Annotated in this window: 4 protein-coding genes; all 4 read right to left on the reverse strand. The window is 36.0% G+C overall.

Annotated features, from left to right (window positions below):
* Positions 1-40: 40 nt before the first annotated feature.
* On the reverse strand, positions 41-5,215 hold the full coding sequence (locus CRN97_RS06900; protein WP_097076342.1) for a C1 family peptidase: 5,175 nt from the start codon (positions 5,213-5,215) through the stop codon (positions 41-43).
* 161 nt (positions 5,216-5,376) lie between these two features.
* Positions 5,377-11,568 (reverse strand): InlB B-repeat-containing protein, encoded by a 6,192-nt coding sequence (locus CRN97_RS06905; protein ID WP_179670699.1) that lies wholly within the window; start codon positions 11,566-11,568, stop codon positions 5,377-5,379.
* Positions 11,569-11,717: 149 nt separating this feature from the next.
* Entirely contained in the window at positions 11,718-16,436 is a 4,719-nt protein-coding gene (locus tag CRN97_RS06910) for a leucine-rich repeat domain-containing protein (RefSeq protein WP_097076344.1), read from the reverse strand.
* 155 nt (positions 16,437-16,591) lie between these two features.
* A complete protein-coding gene (locus CRN97_RS06915) occupies positions 16,592-22,450 on the reverse strand; it encodes a transglutaminase-like domain-containing protein (RefSeq protein WP_097076345.1) in 5,859 nt (1,952 codons plus the stop codon).
* Between the last annotated feature and the right edge of the window lie 641 nt (positions 22,451-23,091).

Below are 23,091 nucleotides of genomic sequence, written 5' to 3' on the forward strand. Positions count from 1 at the left end.
TATCAAATAACTCCAATATAACTCTAAAAATACTTAAATCTCATTTCATCAATCTCCCCCTCATTGTAAATGTATACTTTGTTACGCCTGAATAATCACCATTACCTTCTATGGTCACAGTTACCTTTCGGTTATTAGGCCGAACGGTGTAGTCCGCAATCACATAGTCTGTGGATGGTGTCAATACATCTTTTCCAATGGTTATCTTAAAATCCGATTCATCAATTGAAACATCCTGACCTGAGAAATCCAAATTATTGCTTAATTCACTGTCCTTTGCAATTGCTATCTTTGATGAGGCCAAGTTTCCTTTTACGATACGATATTGCACTACTTGTCGTCCTGCGTAAGAGCCTTTTTCTTTGGCTGTGAGGGTAAGCTTTATTACATCACCTACCTCTATAGGCTTGCTTCCGATTTCAGTACCATCTTCGTATGTGTAATCGCTGGCTTTTATCTTATCGTAGTCTGTTCCAGCAACTAGCTTTTTACCATTTGCTGCATCATAAAGGACCGGCGTGCTCTTATAAATTCCGCTCTTTTTAGCATAAACCCTATCCGCTACTGTCCATGTAGTAGTACCCAAATCAGTCTTTTTGATAGTATATTGCAAGTTTTCATTTTTAATAGCCGCGCCTTTATAGTAGTTCTTAGGCGTAATCTTGATAGTGACATAATCTTCATCAAATGTTTTTGCCCTGGCAAAATTGCTGCTATATTCTATTTTGAAGTTCTTGCTCACATAATTGCTCTCTAATGGCTCACCATTAAATGTAATTATAGGAACCTGCTTAACTCCACCTTTTACATAATCAACAGAATTATGCTCAAGTTTAAACTCTAATACCTTGCCTTCAGATTTAGCCTGATCAGCATCCACATCGAACTTCGTTATCTCAAATGCATTATCGTAGGTAAGCTTGCCAGTGTAGGCACCAATTCCCTGGATAATCACACGCTTCTTTCCAACTGATGTAACATCTTTTGGCAATATTACCTTGTAATCTTTATCCAGCCTCAATTCAGAACCAGCATAAGTAAATGTGATTCCTAGGTCTTCAATAGAAAATGCATCATTCTTATATTCGAATTGATTATTATATTTTCCCGTGCCGGCAAATGTTAATTTTGCATTCTTCTTTGCAATTGGCGTTCCTACAATTTTATAGTCATATGTGAGCTTACCTATGTACGCGCCAATTCCATATACTATATCTCTGTAGCTACCAATTTCAGAACCATTTGCTCGAACAACTACATAATCAGTTCCTTCAGAAAGTGACTCACCCTTGTATGTAAAACTATAATTCTGAGTCTTAACATCTCCTATCAAGTCATCATCTGAATTACTATATTCAAACTGTGCCTTGAAAGAGTTATCCCACTTTTTATTGATAGTGATACCACCAGGAATCGTAATTGTCTTAGCGATTGTTCCAAAACAATGTTCATCGTCTCCTGTCAAAGTAACCCTGTACTTTCCTGGAGAATAGATTTTGTCGAAATACTGATATTCCAAAACTGTGGCTGGCATTGATAAATACTCTATTTTAGTTGTGTAATATTCTGCATCTATCACTTCGCCACTTGCTGTAACTGATATCTTTATATTGTCAGTCTGGTCTGTACCATCGCATTTTACTTTTGAAATATCAATAGCAAATTTTGCACTATTCAAATACTTGTTGGCAGGGGCTACGCGATAATAAAGCACCTTGCTAACGCCCTCATAATTTCCAATTCCGGAAATAACCACAGCCTTACGCCCTGCTGATGCGGTCAATTCATCTTTTAACTCCTTAGCGCTTTCATCATAATCACAATATTTTATTGTGTACTGCTTTTTATTTTCTAAAGCGACCAGTTTTCCGTTTCTATTATCCTTTACAATAATTGCCGGCTTAACTACAGCTTTGCCCTGCTTGTACAAATCTCCGCTTTTAAAACTCACGGTCACTGTAGAATCTGAAATTGCCTTTGGAGTGATTTCATATTCCTTTACATAAGTGCCACTGTAGTTGCCCTTGCCTTTAACAACAAGCTTTGCCACAGGATTCTTTGCGGTTCCTGCGTTTACATTGTTGCTATATGAATAAGTGTAATCTACCTTATTTGTAAGCAATGTATTTCCATCATAGACTCTAAAATCAGGCTGTATGCCTTTACCTGTATATGTATAAGAGCTCTCTACTCCATCAATCCAAATAACAGGCTTCCAACTAGCCACGAGAGTATGGTTTCCATCGTACTGAACAAGGGCATCTTCTGTGATTGCCTCGCCCTTTAAAGAGTTTAAGTGCCATCCAGCAAACTCAAAGTGTTCTCGCGTAGGTTCAGGCAAATCTCCATATATTCTTCCTACAATAACGTCGGTAGAATCCGTATCCACCTGTCCCCCATTTGCATCGAATGTAACGGTGTAGCAAGGTTTGTACTGAGGATAAAGATAAATATCGGTTGTAATCTTATACTGCCCGTAAACTGATGTACTCTTTGATGCCTTGAAATAGTCCGCAGTAATCTGTGATACTGGATGCTTTCCCTCTGCATCTGTAGACCAGAATTGAATAGGTAAATCTGCATCAGCCGAATCCAAATAGTTGTTAGGGTTCGTGTAACACTCACTTCCATCTAATGGCAAACTATATGGAACGTCGCTTATTTTTATTTGCGTCTTTACAATATGTGTCGTAGTTGAAAAAGATAACAAATCACTCTTTGGCTCATAGTATTTTATTTTAATTGCATATGCAGACCATATAGGATATAAAGTCAAATCTCCAGTAGTTGTATTCAAAGTTGATTCAGTAATCGTATATGCCGAATTGTTTTCAACTGTTGACCAACCTACAAGCTTGTACCCATCTCTCGACATATCTGCCTGTTCTGGCAACTGACAGTGTTCTGCATCCCCTGGATAATATGTTTTATATAAAACTCTATAGGAAACATCATCCCCTAATACATATTGGATGGTGTATGGTTTTACAGATACATAAACATTTACTGTATATGTCTTTCCACCTACTGTATATGTACCTTGTACAACAGTAGTTCCTTTAGTGCTGCCCACTGTAACAAGTCCACTTTCATCAACTGTGGCAACAGCATCATTTATAACTGTCCATTCTAGTGCTGATGTATCGGTTGTAATAGAATCTTCCGTCAATTCAATCTGGCTCTGTGTGCCTGCATAATTGTAAATCTTATTAGAAACTACATTTAACGTCTGCTCAGGAGTCTCTGTTCCTGTTGTTACATTATAATTATTGGATAAAAGCTTTACTTTGGCATCGCCATTAGTGTAACGGACCCTATCAACTGTAAATCCTGCTTCTGTATTAACACTATGATTAAGTGCACCCAATGTTCTTCCATTCAAATCATATGGCAGCTTAGGAGCTTCATTACTAGAAGCCTGGATAGTATATGTTAACGTCACTGTACTATCAGTGGAAATCTGCAATGGCGACTCCAACGGAATAGTGTAATAACCTATGCACTTATTAGTCATGCTACCACTAGAACTGTTTGTGCCATCTGATACTGAAACAGTGATTGTAGCGTTAGTATTTAATGTCTGAACTGCGACCGCCTCTATAGACTGTCCTGCTGGTATTGAATACTCAACTTTGGCTGTAATCTTGCCTCCATTAGTTGAGCTACGTAGATAGCCTGTATACTCTGATGAAGAATAAGAGAACACATTATCATACATATCTGTTGTTGATGAATATGCTGTAACGCTACCACCATGCAACAAACTGGCATCATAATATGACAGCCAGAAATAACCGCTTTTACCATAGTTTTCCAAGCCCCAACTGTTACGAACCAACCAAGCACCGTTGCCCTCAGGCTTGCAGCCTTCGTAAAAATTGTCAGCAGAAAAATTATCATCCCAGCCCACTAATGCAACTGCATGATTGACAGCATCATAAGTACCATAGAACGAGTTGTAAGTAGCACTATAGTGAACAGGCGCTCCCGATGATTCATCCTGCTCAGATGCATAGATAGACGCACTTACAGAACCATGATCCATGATAGCCTGCTTTATCAAATCTCTATCTGCAATATTGATTTGATAAACATCTGTAACCTCTGCATAATCATTGCTCACTGCATTCTTTGCAGATGGGACATATGAACTGCCTTTTGAATAAGGCACATAGGCTTCTGAAACTGCTCCGACTTTATTCATTAAAGCCTGAGATGCCATATTCTCATTTCCACCATTATCCAAATAATTGGAACCTGAATAGGAGTATGAATCTGTTCGTGTTCCAGTTGGATCAGCATAATCGTGAGCAGTAAAGTATGCCAACTGTAGCTCTGATAAATCAATATCTGTTGTTGCCTGACCTTTTTTTATTAGGTCAGTCTCTACTGCAGCCATAGCAGCAAAAGCCCAGCAAGCTCCTTCTGTTCCTTGATGACGAATTTCTGGAAGAATGCCTGCTTCATAACCATTGTATGATGCAGATGAACCCGAAGAACGTAAAAGCTTTCGAGATGTTGTTTCTGAAACTGATGGAACTTCATATCCATACTCAACTTCTACCAATCCTGTAGCACCATCGGACTCATCCCGGACAATAACTGTCAGAATCGGATTTGCTAAATCTTCTTCGATTTCATACTCTGTGTTGATGACTGGCTCAAATGTATACTCACCTAGGTATTCATCATAATCATCGATTGCTACCCAATCATATATACGAATTTTTATTTCATTATCTTTGTTTGTATATGCAATGATGTATTCTGGAAAAAGCTCCTGTAGACTTTCCAACGCAAGCTTGTACTCTGTTGTGATTGTATCGATTTCTTTATATCCAACAATACACTCTTGCTCATCTTCATTACTCTTTTCGGTATCCTGTTCTGGCTCCTCGGCCTCCTCCGAATTCTCTTCGCCCTCTTCTGTAGAGCCATCTTCTTCTGAGCCCTCTTCAGAATTACTATCAGTCACATTTTCTGTCGGTTCCTCATGTGTGACTTCTTCCTGCGTCGTCTCTTCATTCTCTTCTATAGGTTCCTCAGCAGGCTCTGTAATTTCAATATCACTAGTCTCATCTGGCGCTGTTTCAACCAACTCTTGTGCTTCTTCTACATTTGCATCTAACTCTGCTGCAAATACTGGCGCCCCCGTAGAAGAAAAGAGAACCGCTCCAATCATTAGCAGGCTAAGTAATCTTGTTTTCACTTTCATATATCACCTATTATCAATACAACCAAAGTGCTACTATTAGCACATACTTACCCATTTTGTTATAGTATTCTATCATATTCAAGCAAATTCTCATACTATAACGTAATATGTTCAACAAAAAATTCACAAAAAAACAGCGGTCTTTCGACCGCTGCCTTAAATTATAAGCTCTTAGCTCCAATATTAAATGTTATTGTTTTTATTCCGCCATATCCAAATATAGAATGTTTTCCTCTAATAACGACTGTTGCCTTTCCAATCTTTGTGTTATTAGTAACAGAAACTATCTCGTACTCGTTTGGCGATACTTCCACTTTTTCCTTGCCTTCCATGTAGTAAACAAGAATGTCTTCCGACTTCAATGGAATAACCTCGTTTCCATCATCATATACGAATTTCGATGGATTCTTTAAAGTCGCTTTGAACTTTGACTGAGATAAATCCTTCGATTTCTCAATAACTCTGTAGTAACCTACAAGCTCAGTACCATTTGATGCAGAGCTATAAGGGCTCTTTTCACTACATTTTACAACTACAGACACCTTAATCAATGCACCTTCTGGAACCTCAGTATCTGCTGTAATCTTTGTTCCTGCATAAACACATCTCACTGAATCGTACCATGTATCTTCTGCAAATGTGTAAATGTAATCTGTTTTTGCAATAGCCTCAACATCTTTGTTCTTGCCCACAGCAAGCTTCTGACCGTTTTCAGTTATTGTAGGTGTAGCAAGGAAGTATCCCTTCTTACCCTTTTCATTGTAGTTTACATCTTTAAGCACTAATTCTGCATTTGAAATATCAGTCTTTGTGATGCAGAAGCATCTATTAATACTTCCAGCAAAGTTGCCTTTTCCTGTTACATTAACTGTTGGACGTTTGCTTGCTGGTAATGCCAACAATGCGTTCTCATTCTCAACAATAGCCTTGTTATTCTTGTAAGCGATAGTGTAATCAACGCCTTCTTTTAACACTGTGCCATCAAATGTTACTTCAACAGATGGCTTTGCACCTGACTTAGTATACTGTGTTGTGAACTTCGAATCAGCGATGTTTACATATATCAAATTACCATCATCAATTTTGATATTGAATGAAGTTACTTTGATTGTCTTTACAATAGCACCTGTGTATCCATTGATACCTGTGAACTTAAGTGTAAACTTGCCTACCTTGCCAGTGTTCTCCATAGACACTGTGTAGTGTTTACCTTCTTCAAGAGCAACCTTTTCTTTTGTTGCAGCGTCCACTTCGTATAATGTTACTCCGGTCCATTTGTCATCTAATGTCTTATCATTTTTATTGAATAAGTCATTTAATGTAATTGCAGAACCTGTATACTCTACACTTGTAGATAAACCAGCAACCTTAACTTTGTTAAGCTGCTTACCAGTAATTGTGAATGTGAATTCTTTCTCACCAACATAGTGCCCCTGACCAACAACACGGATAGTATGTACTCCTGCTGATGCATATTCATCATTTGGAACTTGATCTACAATAAAATCCTTATTATACTCAAGAACCTTCTTGCCATCCTTTACAAATGCCTTAACTTCGTTTCCGTTGCTATTATCAAATAATGTCTGCACAGAATAAGCTGCACCTGTATATTCAACAGAAAGAGCTTTGCCCTTTGCATCTACAACCTTAAGGCCGCTCACTGCAACTTCTGTATTCTTGTCATAGCATTCTGCCACAACCATTCCTGGTACAGCGCCAACATAGTTGCCACCATCTTTAGCAATTGCTACTACTGCATATTTCTGGTCTGCTTCTTTTACGATTTCCTTTGAAGGGGCATCGATTCTTTCATTTTCACTAACTTCATTATCAGATGTGTATCCGTAATATAAAAGTTCATAGTCCTTTCCTTCTGCAAGCTTCTTGCCAGCAAACATAATAGTTGGCTTTACAGAAGAAAGCTTTGTTTTTGAACCGCTCTTAATCTCTACAACTTTATCTGATGCGATAGACGCCTCTGATAATGATGCAGGATTGATGTTAAACATAAAGTTAACAGTATTTTTGTAATTACCCTTACCCTTAATGTTTACTGTTGGTGCTTTAGCATCATCATTTTTAGCTGCAAGCTTGTTGTTCTTGTAGCTAACTGTGTAATCCTTGTTTTCTACAAGCTTTGTAGTTCCCTGATATACACAAATATCATCATTAAATGTAATAGCATTGCCTGTATAAGTCTTAGCAAAATCAATTACATCGTTTTCTGTATAGTACGCGGACTTATCACCAACCAAATACCACATTCCACTTGGAACCTTTGATGAATCATTAGCAAACAATGCCTTTGTTTCATCATCTTTGATGTCGCCCCAATCAGCTGTGTCAATTGTATAGTGGAACTCTACTATTTCACTATCTTTTCTCTTAGACTTGACTGCGAAAGCTTTAATGGTTGTATCCTCATTGATAACGATAGGATCCATATAAAGCTCTTTATCCCATTTAATTGGATCCTTACCATCTACTGTGTAATAAATATCTGACTGATATGTGTCAGATGCTAATGATATCTTTGTTCCCTTTTTAACAGCTGTTCCTGATGGAATACTTGCAACTGGAGATGCAGTCTTCAGCTGTGGGTTAATTGTTATTACGCAACTATCAGAATATGTTTTATCACCATCTGTAATTGATGCTGTAACTGTAACAACTTTTGTTTCCTCAAGATCAGGTGTTACAGTAAACTGAGCATTTGTTGCATAAAAGCCTGTAGCATGTAGTGATGTATTGCTTAATGCTGTTTCATCGCTGATAGTCCAGGTAATCTCTTTCTTTTGAGCCTTTAAGCTATCTGCCAACTTAGTATTAAGTGTTACACTCACATTTTCCATAGATGTAAGTGTGCATTCTTTTTTATCTAACTCAATTGGCTTTGTAACATTAACTGTTATTTCAGACTTAACCTTACCAATTGTTGCTGTTACTTTAGCTGTGCCCTCTTTTGTGCCAGCTGTAAGTGTGGCTGTGTCGCCAAATCCTTCTACTGCAACAATATCCTTGTCACTAGTTGTCCATTTTACATTAGATGCAGACGACTCAGGTGTTACTAAAGCTGTAACAGTTGTTGATTCTCCACTGAATAAGTTTGTTTCGCTTTTATCTAAAGTAATAGATGTACCTACAGTTGCATTTGAAACATTAATTGAAATATCAGATGTGCGAGCTCCATTACACTCTGCATGAACAACAGCTCTACCTGCAGCAAGTGCTGTAACCGTTCCATCATTTGAAATCTTCACAGCAGTATCAAGCGTTGTATTGTTTGAATACCCCTCATCAATTACCCATCTAACATTTCCATCATTTGGTGTCACGTTCAAGTTTAGCTTGTATTTCTGTCCGATTTTTAATGTCATTGTACTTGGATTATTATGGCTCAATGATGTAGCCTTGTAATCTTCCCACTTAGCATACAATGTAACTTCACTTGATTTTGGAGTATAGAATTCTCTATTAACTTGTTTTGCTTCTGTAACTGCCTTTTGTGTACATTCTTTATCTAAATACCAGCCAGCAAATACTTTGTTTCCATCACGTCTTACTCTTGCTGTGTATTCTGAGATGCAGATGCCATGTCCTTTATAATCTTCTTTAACATAAAGCAACATTTCACTTTTTTGTGCTTCAGTCGGATTATTCACACGACTTATATCTGCATCAAAATACCCACCATTAGCATCAAGTTTCACATGATTTGCCGGGCCATAACCCGCATATAGTCGCTTTATTTCGCTGGTTATAGAGACATATGAAACTCCCGAATTTTCTCCAACAAGCAAATATCCTTCTAAACTTGGTTTATAAACATAATACTCTATCGAAGCCTTATAGGGCTTTGTACATGCTTCGTCTGTGTACCAGCCTATAAAGGCTTTGTTTGGATCATTAATCATTGGAATAGGACACGCTACAGCTACATCGCCATATCTATTATCATAATAGGTCTCAAAAGTACGCCTGTTTGCTTCCTCTATATAACCTGCCCCTGCATCAAATACAATTTTGGAACCTGCTGCAGATTCAATTTTTGTTACCTTGCCGCCTTGCCACTTTGCATATACTGTTGTATTTTCAATTAATGGTTCTTTTTCATTTACATAATTCTTATAATCGCTTGTTTTATACCAGCCAATTACATTTCTATAGTATTCAGAGTCTGAATAATTAGCTATTCTTTTCCCAACTATTAAATCATTTAAAGATGTACCTTTAGCAGTTCTTACTACAACTTTTTTATTATCATCTATTAAACTTACATTGTCCGTTACTATGTTAGTATTGCCATGTGAGATATCTTCAAATGTTTTCCCATTACCATCATATGTAACTTCAATAACATCGCCCCATACTACATACAAATCAATATCAGAAGTTGGTACAAAACCTGTGTCACTTATCTGTTGTTCATATTTATAATTACTATCTACTGTTCTGATAACATGATATTTGTCATTAAAATAATAATGATTTTCACTACCATCGCTTGCTGTTGAATAAGCCAAGATGCTTGTAGATGTATTCTGATGCACTAAAGGCCTCTTACCATTTACCTCTTTTATGTCCAAAGTAGGTGCATTAAAAATAGATGCATTCTCGGAAGCTTCTTGAGAATATCTATAAGCTTCTCCCTTTGGAACCTTAACTATAAATGTGTCACTATTATTTTCGCTAAATTTAACTCCATCCTGATTAGTATGGAATGTAATAGTAAAACACTCATCGTATTTGGCTTTAAGTGTTATGTCCTTTGTAACCACGTATTCCGGTATGTTAGTAACTTCTTTATCGTCTATATACCATCCTGCGAATGTCTTCTTGTCTTCATTAGACTCAACATTAGGATATCTTCCGCCAATCTTTTCGCCCTTAGGAACCTTTACTGAATATGTTGTTCCTGATTGTCCTATGAATGAACCACCATTTACATCGTAAGTTACAGTATAAGCAGCAGAGTACTTTGCATAGTATGTGATATCTTCATTAACAGTTGCATTTGCTATATCACTTCTTTCTACCTTTTGTGTAAAGTTTTCATCCGCATACCAGCCATCAAATGCCTGATTAGAATCCTTTGCAATTGGATTAGATGGAACAGACAATCCGCTTGCCGCAATCGATGTTCCTTCCACAACAGTAAAGCTATAATTATCACCAGCTACTGCAGTACCATTTCCTAAATCAAATGTTACTGTGCAGTTCTTCTCCCACTTAGCATATAAATCCAAATCAGATTGACATTCGCTATAGTATCTCTCGGCCGCTGATTTGTAAGCCTCGTCAGTATACCAGCCACCAAAATTAAAGCCTTCTTTTGTGGCTGTCATTCCATCCAAATTTAAAGCATTTGTTTTTCCTATCTGACCAACATAATTCAAATCATCATCGCGAAATAATTGCCTATTATACTCGTTGACTAGTGTTCCACCACATGTATGAAATGTTACAATTCGACATTTTTCGTATCCTACATACAGCTCCAAATCACTTGATACTTTTGAGCCTAGCTTATACTCTTTTGTTCTATTATAATCGGTATAATATTTTCCTGAAAATGCATAATGATAATCAGAATTACATACATAATAATCCTGTGGTGCATATTGATTATTCAATTCTACACCTGCAGGCACTTCCACTGTATACTCTAGCATTGATTCATTATTATAATTTGTATAATAGCCTTTATCTTTTAATGAATCTGTGCCACCTTCTTTTCCAAAATGGTAAGTAATAGTGCATTGTTTTTCAGCCCATCTCGCATATATGGTTTTACCATTATACTTTTCTATTATGGCAATTTGCATATCCTTGTTATAGTCATACTCAAGCATATTCAAAGACCATCCATAACATGGTTGCTTACATTCTTTATCCAAATACCAACCTGCGAAGTAATACCCTTCTCTAATTGGTTCTTGAACCCATGAAGTCACTTCTGTAAGTGTTAATGTAGTTTCTTCGTTATAAAACTTACCACCATTAGCATCAACAGTAAGAATGAACTCAGCATCATTTACAATCTCCTGCTCTTCTTCCTGCTCTTCAGCTTGAAGCTCCTCTTCCATAGAATCTTCAGCAGGTGTTTCTTCAACCACCCCTGGCTGTTCCTCATTAATAATCTCTTCTGAACCTTCTGCAACAGGTGGAATCTCCTGCTGTACAGGAGTTTCTGGTTCTTCCTGTGGTATTTCTTCCACGGAAGGTTCTTCGATGTTTTCTTCTACCACTGGTGCTTCTTCAGCATATACTTTCAAATCATTGTACTGAAATGAAGTAACCAGCATAAACACTGCTAAAAGCAATGCCAGAAAACGTCTTGTTTTCTTCATATATGACCTCCTTGTCACCATCAACATGTATTTATTGTGATAGTTATGTGTTTTTTCCGTGAACATTATATACGCCTAATTTGTAACAATCAATAGCTATTTTCTGAAAAATAAGAAAATAGCGAGGCATATGCCTCGCTATCTAAACATTATTTTGATATATCTTTTGCCGTTATCTTGAACGTTATTGTCTTTTGTCCATAGAAACCTGCATTACCATTTCCGCAAATTACAACAGATGCTGTTCCCACTTTTTTATTATTCATATAAGAATTATATCTAATTGTATATCCATCATCAGGAACTACCTCACCATTAACTGTGAGCTCAATATCCGATTTCGAGATTGTGATAGGTAACTCTTTATCATATTTTGAAGTTGTTTTTTGTTCTTTTACAATAGGTTTCACCTTTGCTTTGGATAAATCTTTTCCATCAATAACAAGGATTTTATCATTGTACACGCCACCTTCATAGTTACCCTTCAACTTCACCAATACTTTTATCACAGTACCTGCTGGAACAATATCTTTTTTACCTACTGTCTCACCAGCCTTTCTTAGCAATGAATTCCCCTCTTTTTCTACATCCACTGTAGTATCATTTACATATGTGTAGACAAGATTAGAATCATAATCTCTACCTGCTTTAAGTTGTACTCCTCCTGGTGCAAAAACCTGAACAGTTGATTTATTTAATCCTGGTGTTTTCTTATATGAAATATTTGAAAATGATACATAATTTGCAATAACCTTAGAGGTATTTTTCTGGATTGTATATTCATATACAATTTTGCCCTTATATCTTCCCGTGCCAGTAATAATCATTTGAGCTTTTCCAACTCTTTTATTATTTTTATATGTTATTGTATAATCATTACCCTTATACAAATTAACATTTCCGGCTTTAAACTGTGATACAGAAGGTCCAACTCCATTTGGAGTGTAGTTAAATGTGTTCGCACTAACTGTTAGCTTAGTATCTGTTGTAAATGCACTAGTGTCTGATTTAAGCTTAACAGTATAATCTTTCGAAATATCATATTTTTCAGGCGTGAAAGTTATAGTTTTCTTGCCTTTAAAATATCCTGATCTTCCAAAAATATTCACAGTTACATTACCACTAGTTTTATCGAACTTTGTAGTATAATAGTACCTATACTGGTCATTACTTGCAGCATCCCGCTGTTTACCTACTAACTCTTCACCTTTATATGAAACTTTTAATACATTCTCTATATTAGAATTTCCATCAACAATCTTTAGTCCTTCAGCCTTAACTGTAGCTTTGTTAATATCTGGTAACTTCATGTCTATTACTACAGTTTTTGATCCTATAAAATAATTATAAGCGCCATTTACTGGTTTAAATGTTGCTACAATCTTTCCCTCACTATATTTATAAGCCAAATCAATAGTATAATCCGTACCTCGTTTTAATATATTATTAGCATCTTTCTTTTTTGCTGCTGCTGGGGTTCTATACACTGAAAATAAATTACATACCTCGCTGTTATTTGTTGAATTCCCTCTTTTTACATATTTAAAAATTTCATCTGCTGTTGGCGCTATTACACCTACAGATGACATCGAAGTTCCCTTAATTTTAATCGTCTTCGAAAGAGTTCCATAATAATCTGAACCAGGCATAGCTTCAAACACAACAGTTCCGACAGGGCCATCATTTTTTGAACTCATAGCATAATCTATACCCAGTCTCAGGATTTTATCATTATACTTAAGATATGTGATTTCATAATTTGATGTCTCTAAGGTCGATGTCATATTAAGCCGAGCCAGCTGATTCATATCTATTGTTGCCGGAAGACCACATTTACACTTACTTAAAGGTATTTTATCTGTGATTTCTACCGTGTATTTGTATGTTCCTTTAAGATTACCTTTGCCAGTAACGGTTGCTTGATACTTTCCAACTGCTTTGAATGCGTCGCTATCATAATTATCTAGCTTTTTATTTGTTCCAGGAAAGTCAATTGTATAATTAGCGTCTTTTATTACTATTTCTTTTCCATTTGCGTCTTTATATTTTAGGACAACCTTTGGTGTCTGAACCTTTCCGTTGTACCCTAATGTAATATCTTCAATCTTCTCTTTATTATAAACTGCATATACCTCACCAGTTGAAAGGTTATTCAAATTAATAGGCTCTATTTCAAATTCGTAATTGAAGGTTCCTTTATACTTTCCCTTACCTTTAATAACTGCTGTGGCTGTACCTGCATTTACATTGTTTTTGTATGTTATAGTATAGTCACTGCCTTCCTGCATTTCGTATGTATGATAGAATACCTTTTTTTCATTGCTAAGCTTTACCTGATTCCCTGTATAGCTATACGTATTCTTAACATAAGTAGTTCCATATGGGTAAAGACTCTTTACATCGTAGACCCAAATCCCTGCAGGAATATCATCTTTACTTGAAAATCCCATTTTCTCGAAAATGGAACCGTAAACATCTCCAAAAGCCGGCATACCATCACTGAAATATGGATATAATGTTATATCTTCGGTTATTGGTACTGCTGCTCCAAATATCTTTTTATGCTCTGGGTCTGTTGTCCAATATTTTTCACTTATATTGTTTTTACGAGCACTAAAATCTGGATAGTATGTCTCACCTTTATTTATTATTACAGGATCATGTGTAGAAGTGTCGCACCCAGTCAAATCAAAAGATATTGTAACTGTTTTATTCTTCTTTATTAATTTGTAATAAGTGCTCTTAGAAACAATATCTCTAACCGCTATACCATCCCAGCTAGCATCATCAGAGTTTACGGTAATAGTTACATGATTATAATAGTTTTCTGTCCATGAACTGTGGAATCTAGGTAGAGGTCCATTAAAATAAATATTTTCTAACCTTCCAGTCTGATATAATGATTCCTTACCTATATATTCAACGCTTTTTCCATATGTAATGCTAGTAATTGATAAACAATTTCTGAATGTATAAGCATAGATATTCTTAACACCATTTCCAATTACTATCGAGTCAAATTCTGCGCACTTCATAAATGCACCCTGACCTATATACGTAACACTATCTGGAATTGTAAGTGTCCCCGTTAGATATCGTGCATTCCAAAATGCGTATGAGCCAATACTAGTAAGACCCGATGGCAATGTTAGAGGCCCTGTAAAGCAAGATTTTCTTTTTAATACATTTCCTCTTATATCTTCTGTGCCATCAAGACTGACATCAACCGCAAAGGCATAATCACCTATGCTAGTAAGGTTCTTTGACAACGTCAAACTACATAAGTTGTTGTAGGTATATGTATTATATTTTTGTACAGTTAAATTGTTAAAGGCGTAATCACCTATAATAACTGCAGATGACAAATTGATTCCCAAATTACCATCTTTCATATTGGAAAAACTTGCTGTATCAAATGCATGATTTCCTATATATTTCACATTTGACAAAAATCCCATGCTAAGATTGTAATCGCTTCTATTACCTCCAAATGCAGCATTCAGAATTGCTTCTTTAAATGCCCCATCGCCTATAGTGACTAATGATGTTGGAATAGAAATATCCGCAATCCTTGCATTTGCAAATGCATATGCTCCTATGCTTGTTACACCTGAATTAATGGTTAATTTATAAAGGTCTCCAGTATACTCATACCAAGGAGCCCTATTTGTATTACTGTAGTTATACATTTCACCATTACCAGCTATAGTAAGGCTATGTGCATTAATATCATATGTATATGTAAGATTATCTCCGCATTTTCCAGTCACATTAGACTGTTTTTCCGCTCCTATCGGCTGCCATGAAACGGAATAGAACCTATTAGCAACAGCATTTCTTTTGCTCTCAGCAAATGTCTTATTATCTGCTGGGTAATATGCTGTTACTGACATTGCTCCAAACGCGTTAGTCCCCATGGTTGGCATATTTCCAGTAAACTCAATTGCTCTAAGATCGCTCATTTCAGAAAAAGCATATTTTCCAATAGAACTAAGCTTTGATGGAAATACTATTCTGTTGCCAACCATTGCACTATAAAATACTCTATTTCCAATCTTTGTAAGACCAGTTCCTAGTGTAAGGCGGTCAATACTGGTGTTGTAAAAAGCCCAGTCATTTATTGTTTTAACTGTAGATGGTAAAGTTACTTCTTTTACACTTAATAATGGTATTGCAAACTTTCCAATAGATGTAATACCTTCCCCCACAACAACCGAATCTACTTGAGGTATATAATGTCCACCATCTGATGATGGAATATACCATTCCGGAAACTTAGTGGAAGAATAGTCTGGAATTGCCCCCGTTCCCTCAAACTTCAAGACTTTATTAGTGTAGTCTATCGTATATGTAATATTTGTTCCTTTGATTACACCCTGCACATTTTCTTTTTTACTAGCACCAACTAATCTCAGAGGATTTACGTTTTCAATAATTTCTAGTTCCTCTGGCTCCATATCATCTGTTGCAGTAAGTGCTGGTACAGATTCTGGTTCCTCTGACTGAGTCTCCTCTGAAACTTCTTCAGACTGTTCCTCTGAATTCTCTTCTGTAGTTTCTTCTGAAAATATTTCAGAGCTTTCTTCTCCACCTTCCACGGTGTTTTCTTCCGATATTACCTCATCTGTAGAATTACCCGCATTTTCTTCTACAGAAGGTTCCTCGGAATCAGTTGCCCCCTCTTCATTTGTAGTTGTACTTTCTTCGTTTGGAATTTCAGGATTCTCCTGATCTGATGGCTGGTCTGCCACCTCGTTTTGAATTTGTGCTTCTTCCGTGGCTTCTGTTGCGTATGATGGAATGCTACTAGAAAACAGTAGTACGCAAACAAGAGAAACAGCCACTAAGCGTTTCACTACTTTTAACATATAACTTCTCTCCCTTTGATATTTGGTAATTAACTCGACATCCCAAGATTAGCATACTGGCATGTGCGATTCAATGTTTTCAGTTAAATTCTTTTAATCTATTTGAACAAAATAAGAGCGAGGCTGGATGCCTCGCTCTGGATGTTAAATATCTGCTATTCTATACTACTATTAATCAAATTTAACACACTATTTTTACCTTTTTGAATTTTACATGGTTTTGACAAATATCCATTACTGCCCATATATATGTTCTCGAAATATACTTTTTGATTAGCACCTAATTTAAGTACCAACTGCTTTTTACCATCATAATACAAGCCCGAAACATTCTCAGACCTAACAGTGAATACAGGTGCTTTCGATACATTTGGTATACTATAAGTATCTACAAAAGAGTTCTCATATATACCTTCTGGAAGATTCTCAACTGGAGATACAGTTAATGTATAGTTGGCCTTTGGTAAAATGTTATTAATCTCATTTACTGCATCTGAGTACTTGCAATAAGTACCATATGTTTTTCCCGTATCATCTGTTAAAACGAAATTATCAGCACTCTTACTTGAGTTCGTATTGTAGTAAACCGTACCATCCTTCTTTAATATTTTATTGTCGATTGATGAGATAGAATTATCACCACAACGATAATAGAATGTTGGTTTTCCGTCTTCATCGGCCATAACACCATTTGTAGTTTTAAACAAAGGCATAGCAAGATTTGTACCACCAATTATTTCACTACAATCTATTACGTCTTGGTATTCATATATATCTTCTACATAATCCTCTTTGAAGTAATAATCATGAGCACATTGTCCAAAGTATAATTTGCCACCTTCACGATTTATTCCATTAATAATGGTTGCATTGGTGGTTGCACTTGTAACTATGTATGAATTCCTCTTCTGTTTGTAATTTACACTTGTTCTAAACTCGTTAGTTCCATCTATCTGATCAATTCTACCTAAAGATACTTTTTTACAACAAACAATATTTGAATTATCAAGGGTTAGTGTTCCAACTTTAGTAATGTCATAAATTGCACTGAAATCTTCTATATCTTCCAAATACACATTGCTGTTCTTTCCTTCGCCTGAGCCTTTTATACTTCCAACACATATGTATCTGTATTTTTGAGGTTCACTGTTCCAGTTACACTTTCCACTGAACTTAAGCGTATAATCATATATTTCAAAATTCATTGCCTTGTCATCACAATACACAGCAAAATCTTTAAATACAGTATCGCAAGTAAGTTTCAAATTATCATTAGTATATGTAAAAACATTTAACTCAGCTGTAGGTGAAACGTTTCCAAATACCAAACCTGCTGCGCATTTTGCTTTTGGAACTATCAGTTTTTCTGGTGCAGGAGTCTCCACAAGTGGAGCCACTAAATAAAATGCTTTTGAATCTTTTCTCGTATTAATCTCATCAATAGCTTCTTTCAAAGTTGCAAATGTAGCAAGCTCAACTCTATTAGAAGTATCATCCAAATTGTCTATTTCATATAGACCATAGTTTTCTTCCAATGTGTTTTCGTCAACCAAGTAGATAGAACCATTCTTCTTACATGTCAATGCATCCGGTTGTTTATCATCCACATACATAAAGCTGTTGTTAGCAGCCTTTGGAGCCTTCACGATTTGATAGAATGGTTTGTTGTGTACAAGCACATTATCTGCATAACCACTGTAAGTAGCGTCATCTCCACCTACAGTAACATAGCCTTGTTCCTTATCCTTGTACATCAAGCAAATACCTAGAGCAGGAACGTCAACTCCTTCAACTGTTTTCTTGCTTGATATAATTTTATTTGCAACACTGATATTTGAAGTTACTTTTGTTGCTACTAAACTTCCATCTACCTTTTTTGTCGAAACACTACTTGTTCCAATGAATGTTCCAAAATCCGAGCCAGTATATTCAAGATTTCCTACATTTGTTTTTCCAAGCACTGTAACTGCTGGATTTGAAAATTTCAATGTTCCAACTTTATCTATATTTCCCCAAACAAAGAAATTCATTGGGCAGTCTGTAGCGAACCCACTATTATTAATCACAATAGCTGATGTTCCATTGACATTACTACCTTTTACATTTCCGATTCTGTCTTCAGATGTTGTAACGTCAGACATAAATAATTTAAAGTTGCCTAGATTTATGTCCAGTTTAGTGTTAACACCCTTATTATTTTTATTGTCACCTATTACTACATTCTTTAATACTAGATTAGTTTTTAATGTAATCGCATTCTTTGTTAGTAACTGATACTTCTTTGTTTCATCTGCTGGTCTGATAGTAATTTGATTAGCTTTAGAAGCGGTTGTTACATTTTCTTTTATACTAGTTGAAGCATCTGAGCCGTCCATCGCTGTATCAATTATAATTATGTAATTCTTTGATGCACTTCCCGACTTATCAATTTCTGCAAAAGCTTCCTTCAATGTTGCATATGTTCCCCAAGAACATTTTGCTGATTCTGCACCTTCGAATACTTCTACAGGCCTAATTGCAGGATCAAAATCCAACTGCAACGCATTACCAACTTTCTTTGTTGTAAATGCTACAGTCACATCACTTCCACTAGTAGTTCTTCCAACAACGAAATAACATGCAGGTATCTGTTTTCCACTTACTATAGCCTTGTTCTCATAGTCAGCTGCCTTTTCGTAATTATTCTCCGTCAAATATTTTGGCAACAAATTAATTGCATACTGGCTAATCTTAACCTTATGTGTTTTGTCTCCAATTGTGTTTTTAGCATTAAGTTCTACACTTGAAGTTTTAGCATTTACTGTACCTGTAATACTAATTTTATTCTTATAGTCTGTACCATAGCTAATGCTGTTATTTGCATCTAACGATTCAATATTCTTGATAGTAACAGTGGTCTTTACATCAATTGTTGCCGACTCAAGATTGGCTGTTCCAGTAACGGCTATTCCACCGTTCTCTGAAATAATTAGGCAGTTTTCCACATCTAAGTTAAAAACAGAAATAGCACCTGTGGATTTAATGTTTCCACAATCTACAAATCTCAAAGTTCCCTTGTCGCTATTTGCTATAGATGCATATGTATTCTGAATGTTTACATTCTTGAATGTAACCTGATAACCTGCTGTATTTAGCTTTGCCTTTGTGTTATCTGAAGCTAAACTAATATTTTCAAAAGTAACATTACATGTAGTAGCAAGGTCTGCGCCATGTTTTATCTCTACTGATGGTGTTTTGCCTTTAACCGTAATTCCTGCTGTCTTTTTTGCATTAGGAAAGACTAGCTTTTTCTCATCAATATTTTCTAAAACAGTAATTGTGTATGTTGCATTCTTTTGATTGAGTTTATTAATGTAATTAACCACACCTGTCCAAGATGCAAATTTCGACATAGATATGTATGCTTCCGGACTTGAAAGTTCAATTATACACTTACCAACAATTATTCCTCCAACCACATCGTCATAATAATAGTCTGAGGATACTGTACTGTTTGCTGGCTGTACTATTTCTATAACAGATGTTGTCTCTCCAAGCTCAGCGTTGGTTGTATTAAATAAAACAGACTCTAGTGGTGTATCAATCAATACATCCTTTGCATTTAATGTTTCAAACTTAATACTAAACGAACTAAGTGGGGCAACACTATTTATTGCAAGCTTGGTGTTTGCGTACTTTGCAATTGTTGCTGAGCCTTCACCGCTCTCATCCGCTATAGCCCCTAGCTTATTAATATTCGCATCACTTATAACCTTGAGTGTGTTATCCGCTCCAATATAGACATTATCTACAGTAACCGATTTAATTTTAAAATCAGCGTTGGCCGTAGCAAAAATACCACCTGTAGACGAATCCTTAACGCTCAGCTTAGACCAATCACCACCATCTGATATAGTCATACTATGACCATTTACGTCGATACTAGTATCTGCATTTTTACCTGCTACCAAAGTTATATTTTTGAATGCAGTGTTTGTTGACAGCGCTATATTACCCGTATAAGTAATTGTTCTAATCGTACTGCTATCACTAACTATCTCAATAGGAATGCTATTTGTAATAGCTCCAAAACCTTCCACCGCTGAAACATTTCCAGCTAAGCTTATTTTGCAAACATTTTCGCCATTCTTTTCTAGTGAATTAATGTAGGTAATGGCAGAAGACCAGGTTGAAAATGTTTTGCAGGTCTCACCATATTCCACACTAATGATTGCAGCCACTTTTCCAATCTTGTTAAGATAGTTTGCTACGAATTTAGGATCTCTAAATCTCGCTTGTTCTTGTGCACGCTTAAATGATGTTCCTGTGAGATAGATATGTGCACTACAGTCTATATACATCCATTTATCTTCTGTTGCACTTACCTGCACAATATTATAAGTATGTGCGCCTGAATCTACGCCCATAATTACACGGCTTGGTACGCCGAGCTCTCTTGATAATCTGGTAAAAGCCTGAGCGTAGGCTTCACAAGTACCCTTTCCATCAATAAGTGCACTGTATGCAGTATGATACTTTGGATTAGATCTATCTGATCCTACATTCCCACTAACGTGTGATGTAACATAATCATAAACTGCCTTAATTTTCTTTTCTGTACTCCAATTTTCATATCCTGCAAATGTGGTGGTCTTAAGAGAGTTTACCTTGTCTGTAACTGCCTTTTCTTGAGCAGCAGTTGTCATTACAGGGATATATACTTCATATATATAATAATCCTGGCCATTATGATAAAAGGTTCCTAACTCCTTTTCCTGGCCTTTTACTGTAGTAAAGAAACATGGATCCTCATAATAAAATGATGCCTTTTTACTATCACCTATATAATTGCGAATGTAATCCCCTTCCCAAGGTTTCATTCCTTCTCTTTCTTCGCAAAAATCAGTGACCTCGTTAATAGGTATCGTTTGCAATTTTAGTGTGAGGGTATTATCTGTTATCTCATTTACTACATCACTGTTAACAGCTATACGTTCATATACATAGCCTTCTTTGCCATCTTTTCCATTAGCGCTATACTTTCTATAATTTTCAGCACCATAGCGATCAATATTGTTCGTTCTGTTAACAATTATATCTCGTACGGCTTGATATGCCTCTTCCTCTGATTCACAGAAAATAGTTGGTTTTACTGCTGAAACATAATCATTTTTATTAACTACAAGTGGAATAACTTTCTCGCAAGCTTTGCAGTACTCCGTTTCAGCTAATCTAACTCTAAAGTAATAGCCATCGCTTTCAGTAACGATTCGTTTACCATCAACTATACCTTGAAGTCCCCCAGCATCCTTATAAAAAAAATTATATGACCTGTAATAATATACTGGTGATTCATCTTCCGAAACAGCGACATAGTTACCGTTAGAATCTTTCTTTACAATATCAAATGTAATATCCTCATCTTTCAAATACTCGATGCTTTTACTTGCATCCATTTCTGCATTGAAGTCCTTTGTTGTATGTGCTCCCGCTGCTAATTGGTTTCCATCTGCATCATAGAAATCTAATTGAAGTATTACAGCACTAATTTCTTCTTCTGAATAATAAAGCCCATCATAGATTCCATTACAGCCAGACACTTCTGTAACGATCTTATTAAGCTCAGTTGTATTATTCCCCCATGGATTATATAGCTTAAATGACTGAATCTTCTTAGATTCTTCACCTGTCACTATTTCCTGTTCGTCCTGCTCTTCCTCTGCCTCAAGCTCCTCGTCAACGGACTCTTCCTCAGAAATAGCTGTTTCATTCTCAGCCGACTCATTATTTTCAACAGTTTCTTGCTGAATCTCTTCCTGAGTAGGTGTTTCTTCTTGGGCTGGCGTTTCCTCAACAGGCTCTTCCTGTTGTAACTCTTCTGTTTCATCTTCTGTTGGCAAACCGTCAGTAACTTCTACAGTTTCACTAAGAATAGTATCTTCAGCAGCATACACTATTCCCCCATCTGACATTACAGATGAAAACAAAATCAACATGGCTGTCGTAAATGCCAGCATTCTGTTCATTCTTTTCATACGTTTCTCCTTATCTTTTTTATGTATAATACGTGAATTCTATGTGTAGCCTATGTGAACAATATATATTAATCCTCATCTTTTTTCAATTAAACAAAAAAAGTGAGGCCAAATTGACCTCACTTTCTGAATAACCAGTCACTGTTTATACCTTAAACAAATATTTTCATGCTTACCTTTTATGCTTGGCTTATACAAAACATAACTATAATTAGTTGTATCATCAGTAGTTTTATAGTAACTTAGTCCAGTCAAATCTGCTTTAGGTGCATAAACGACTTTATAATTACTATTCTTTGAATACTTTATTTTGTACGTATTGTCTGGACCATAAACATCTTTATAAACCGTCTCTTTTCCCTCTTTTACTGAATGTACAAGTCTAAATTCCAAGGTATCGCCACTATTTCATCCTCCTAAAACCTTATATTTCATTGCGTTACACTAATTAGACGAATCAAATTAGACTAAGGTTTTATATTATTTATATTTTTTTGCCTAGTGAATTATAATATCAGGTGTTATATTAATCAAGCATTTATAATAATTGGTCTATTTTTTAACGTTTATACACTTCTAATACGCATTTCTTCCTATAACTGCAAAAGGAGCCTGGCTCCCGCCAGACTCCTAAATAACTA

It is taken from the genome of Pseudobutyrivibrio ruminis DSM 9787 (assembly GCF_900218035.1).
In the GTDB taxonomy this organism is placed as follows: Bacteria; Bacillota; Clostridia; order Lachnospirales; family Lachnospiraceae; genus Pseudobutyrivibrio; species Pseudobutyrivibrio ruminis.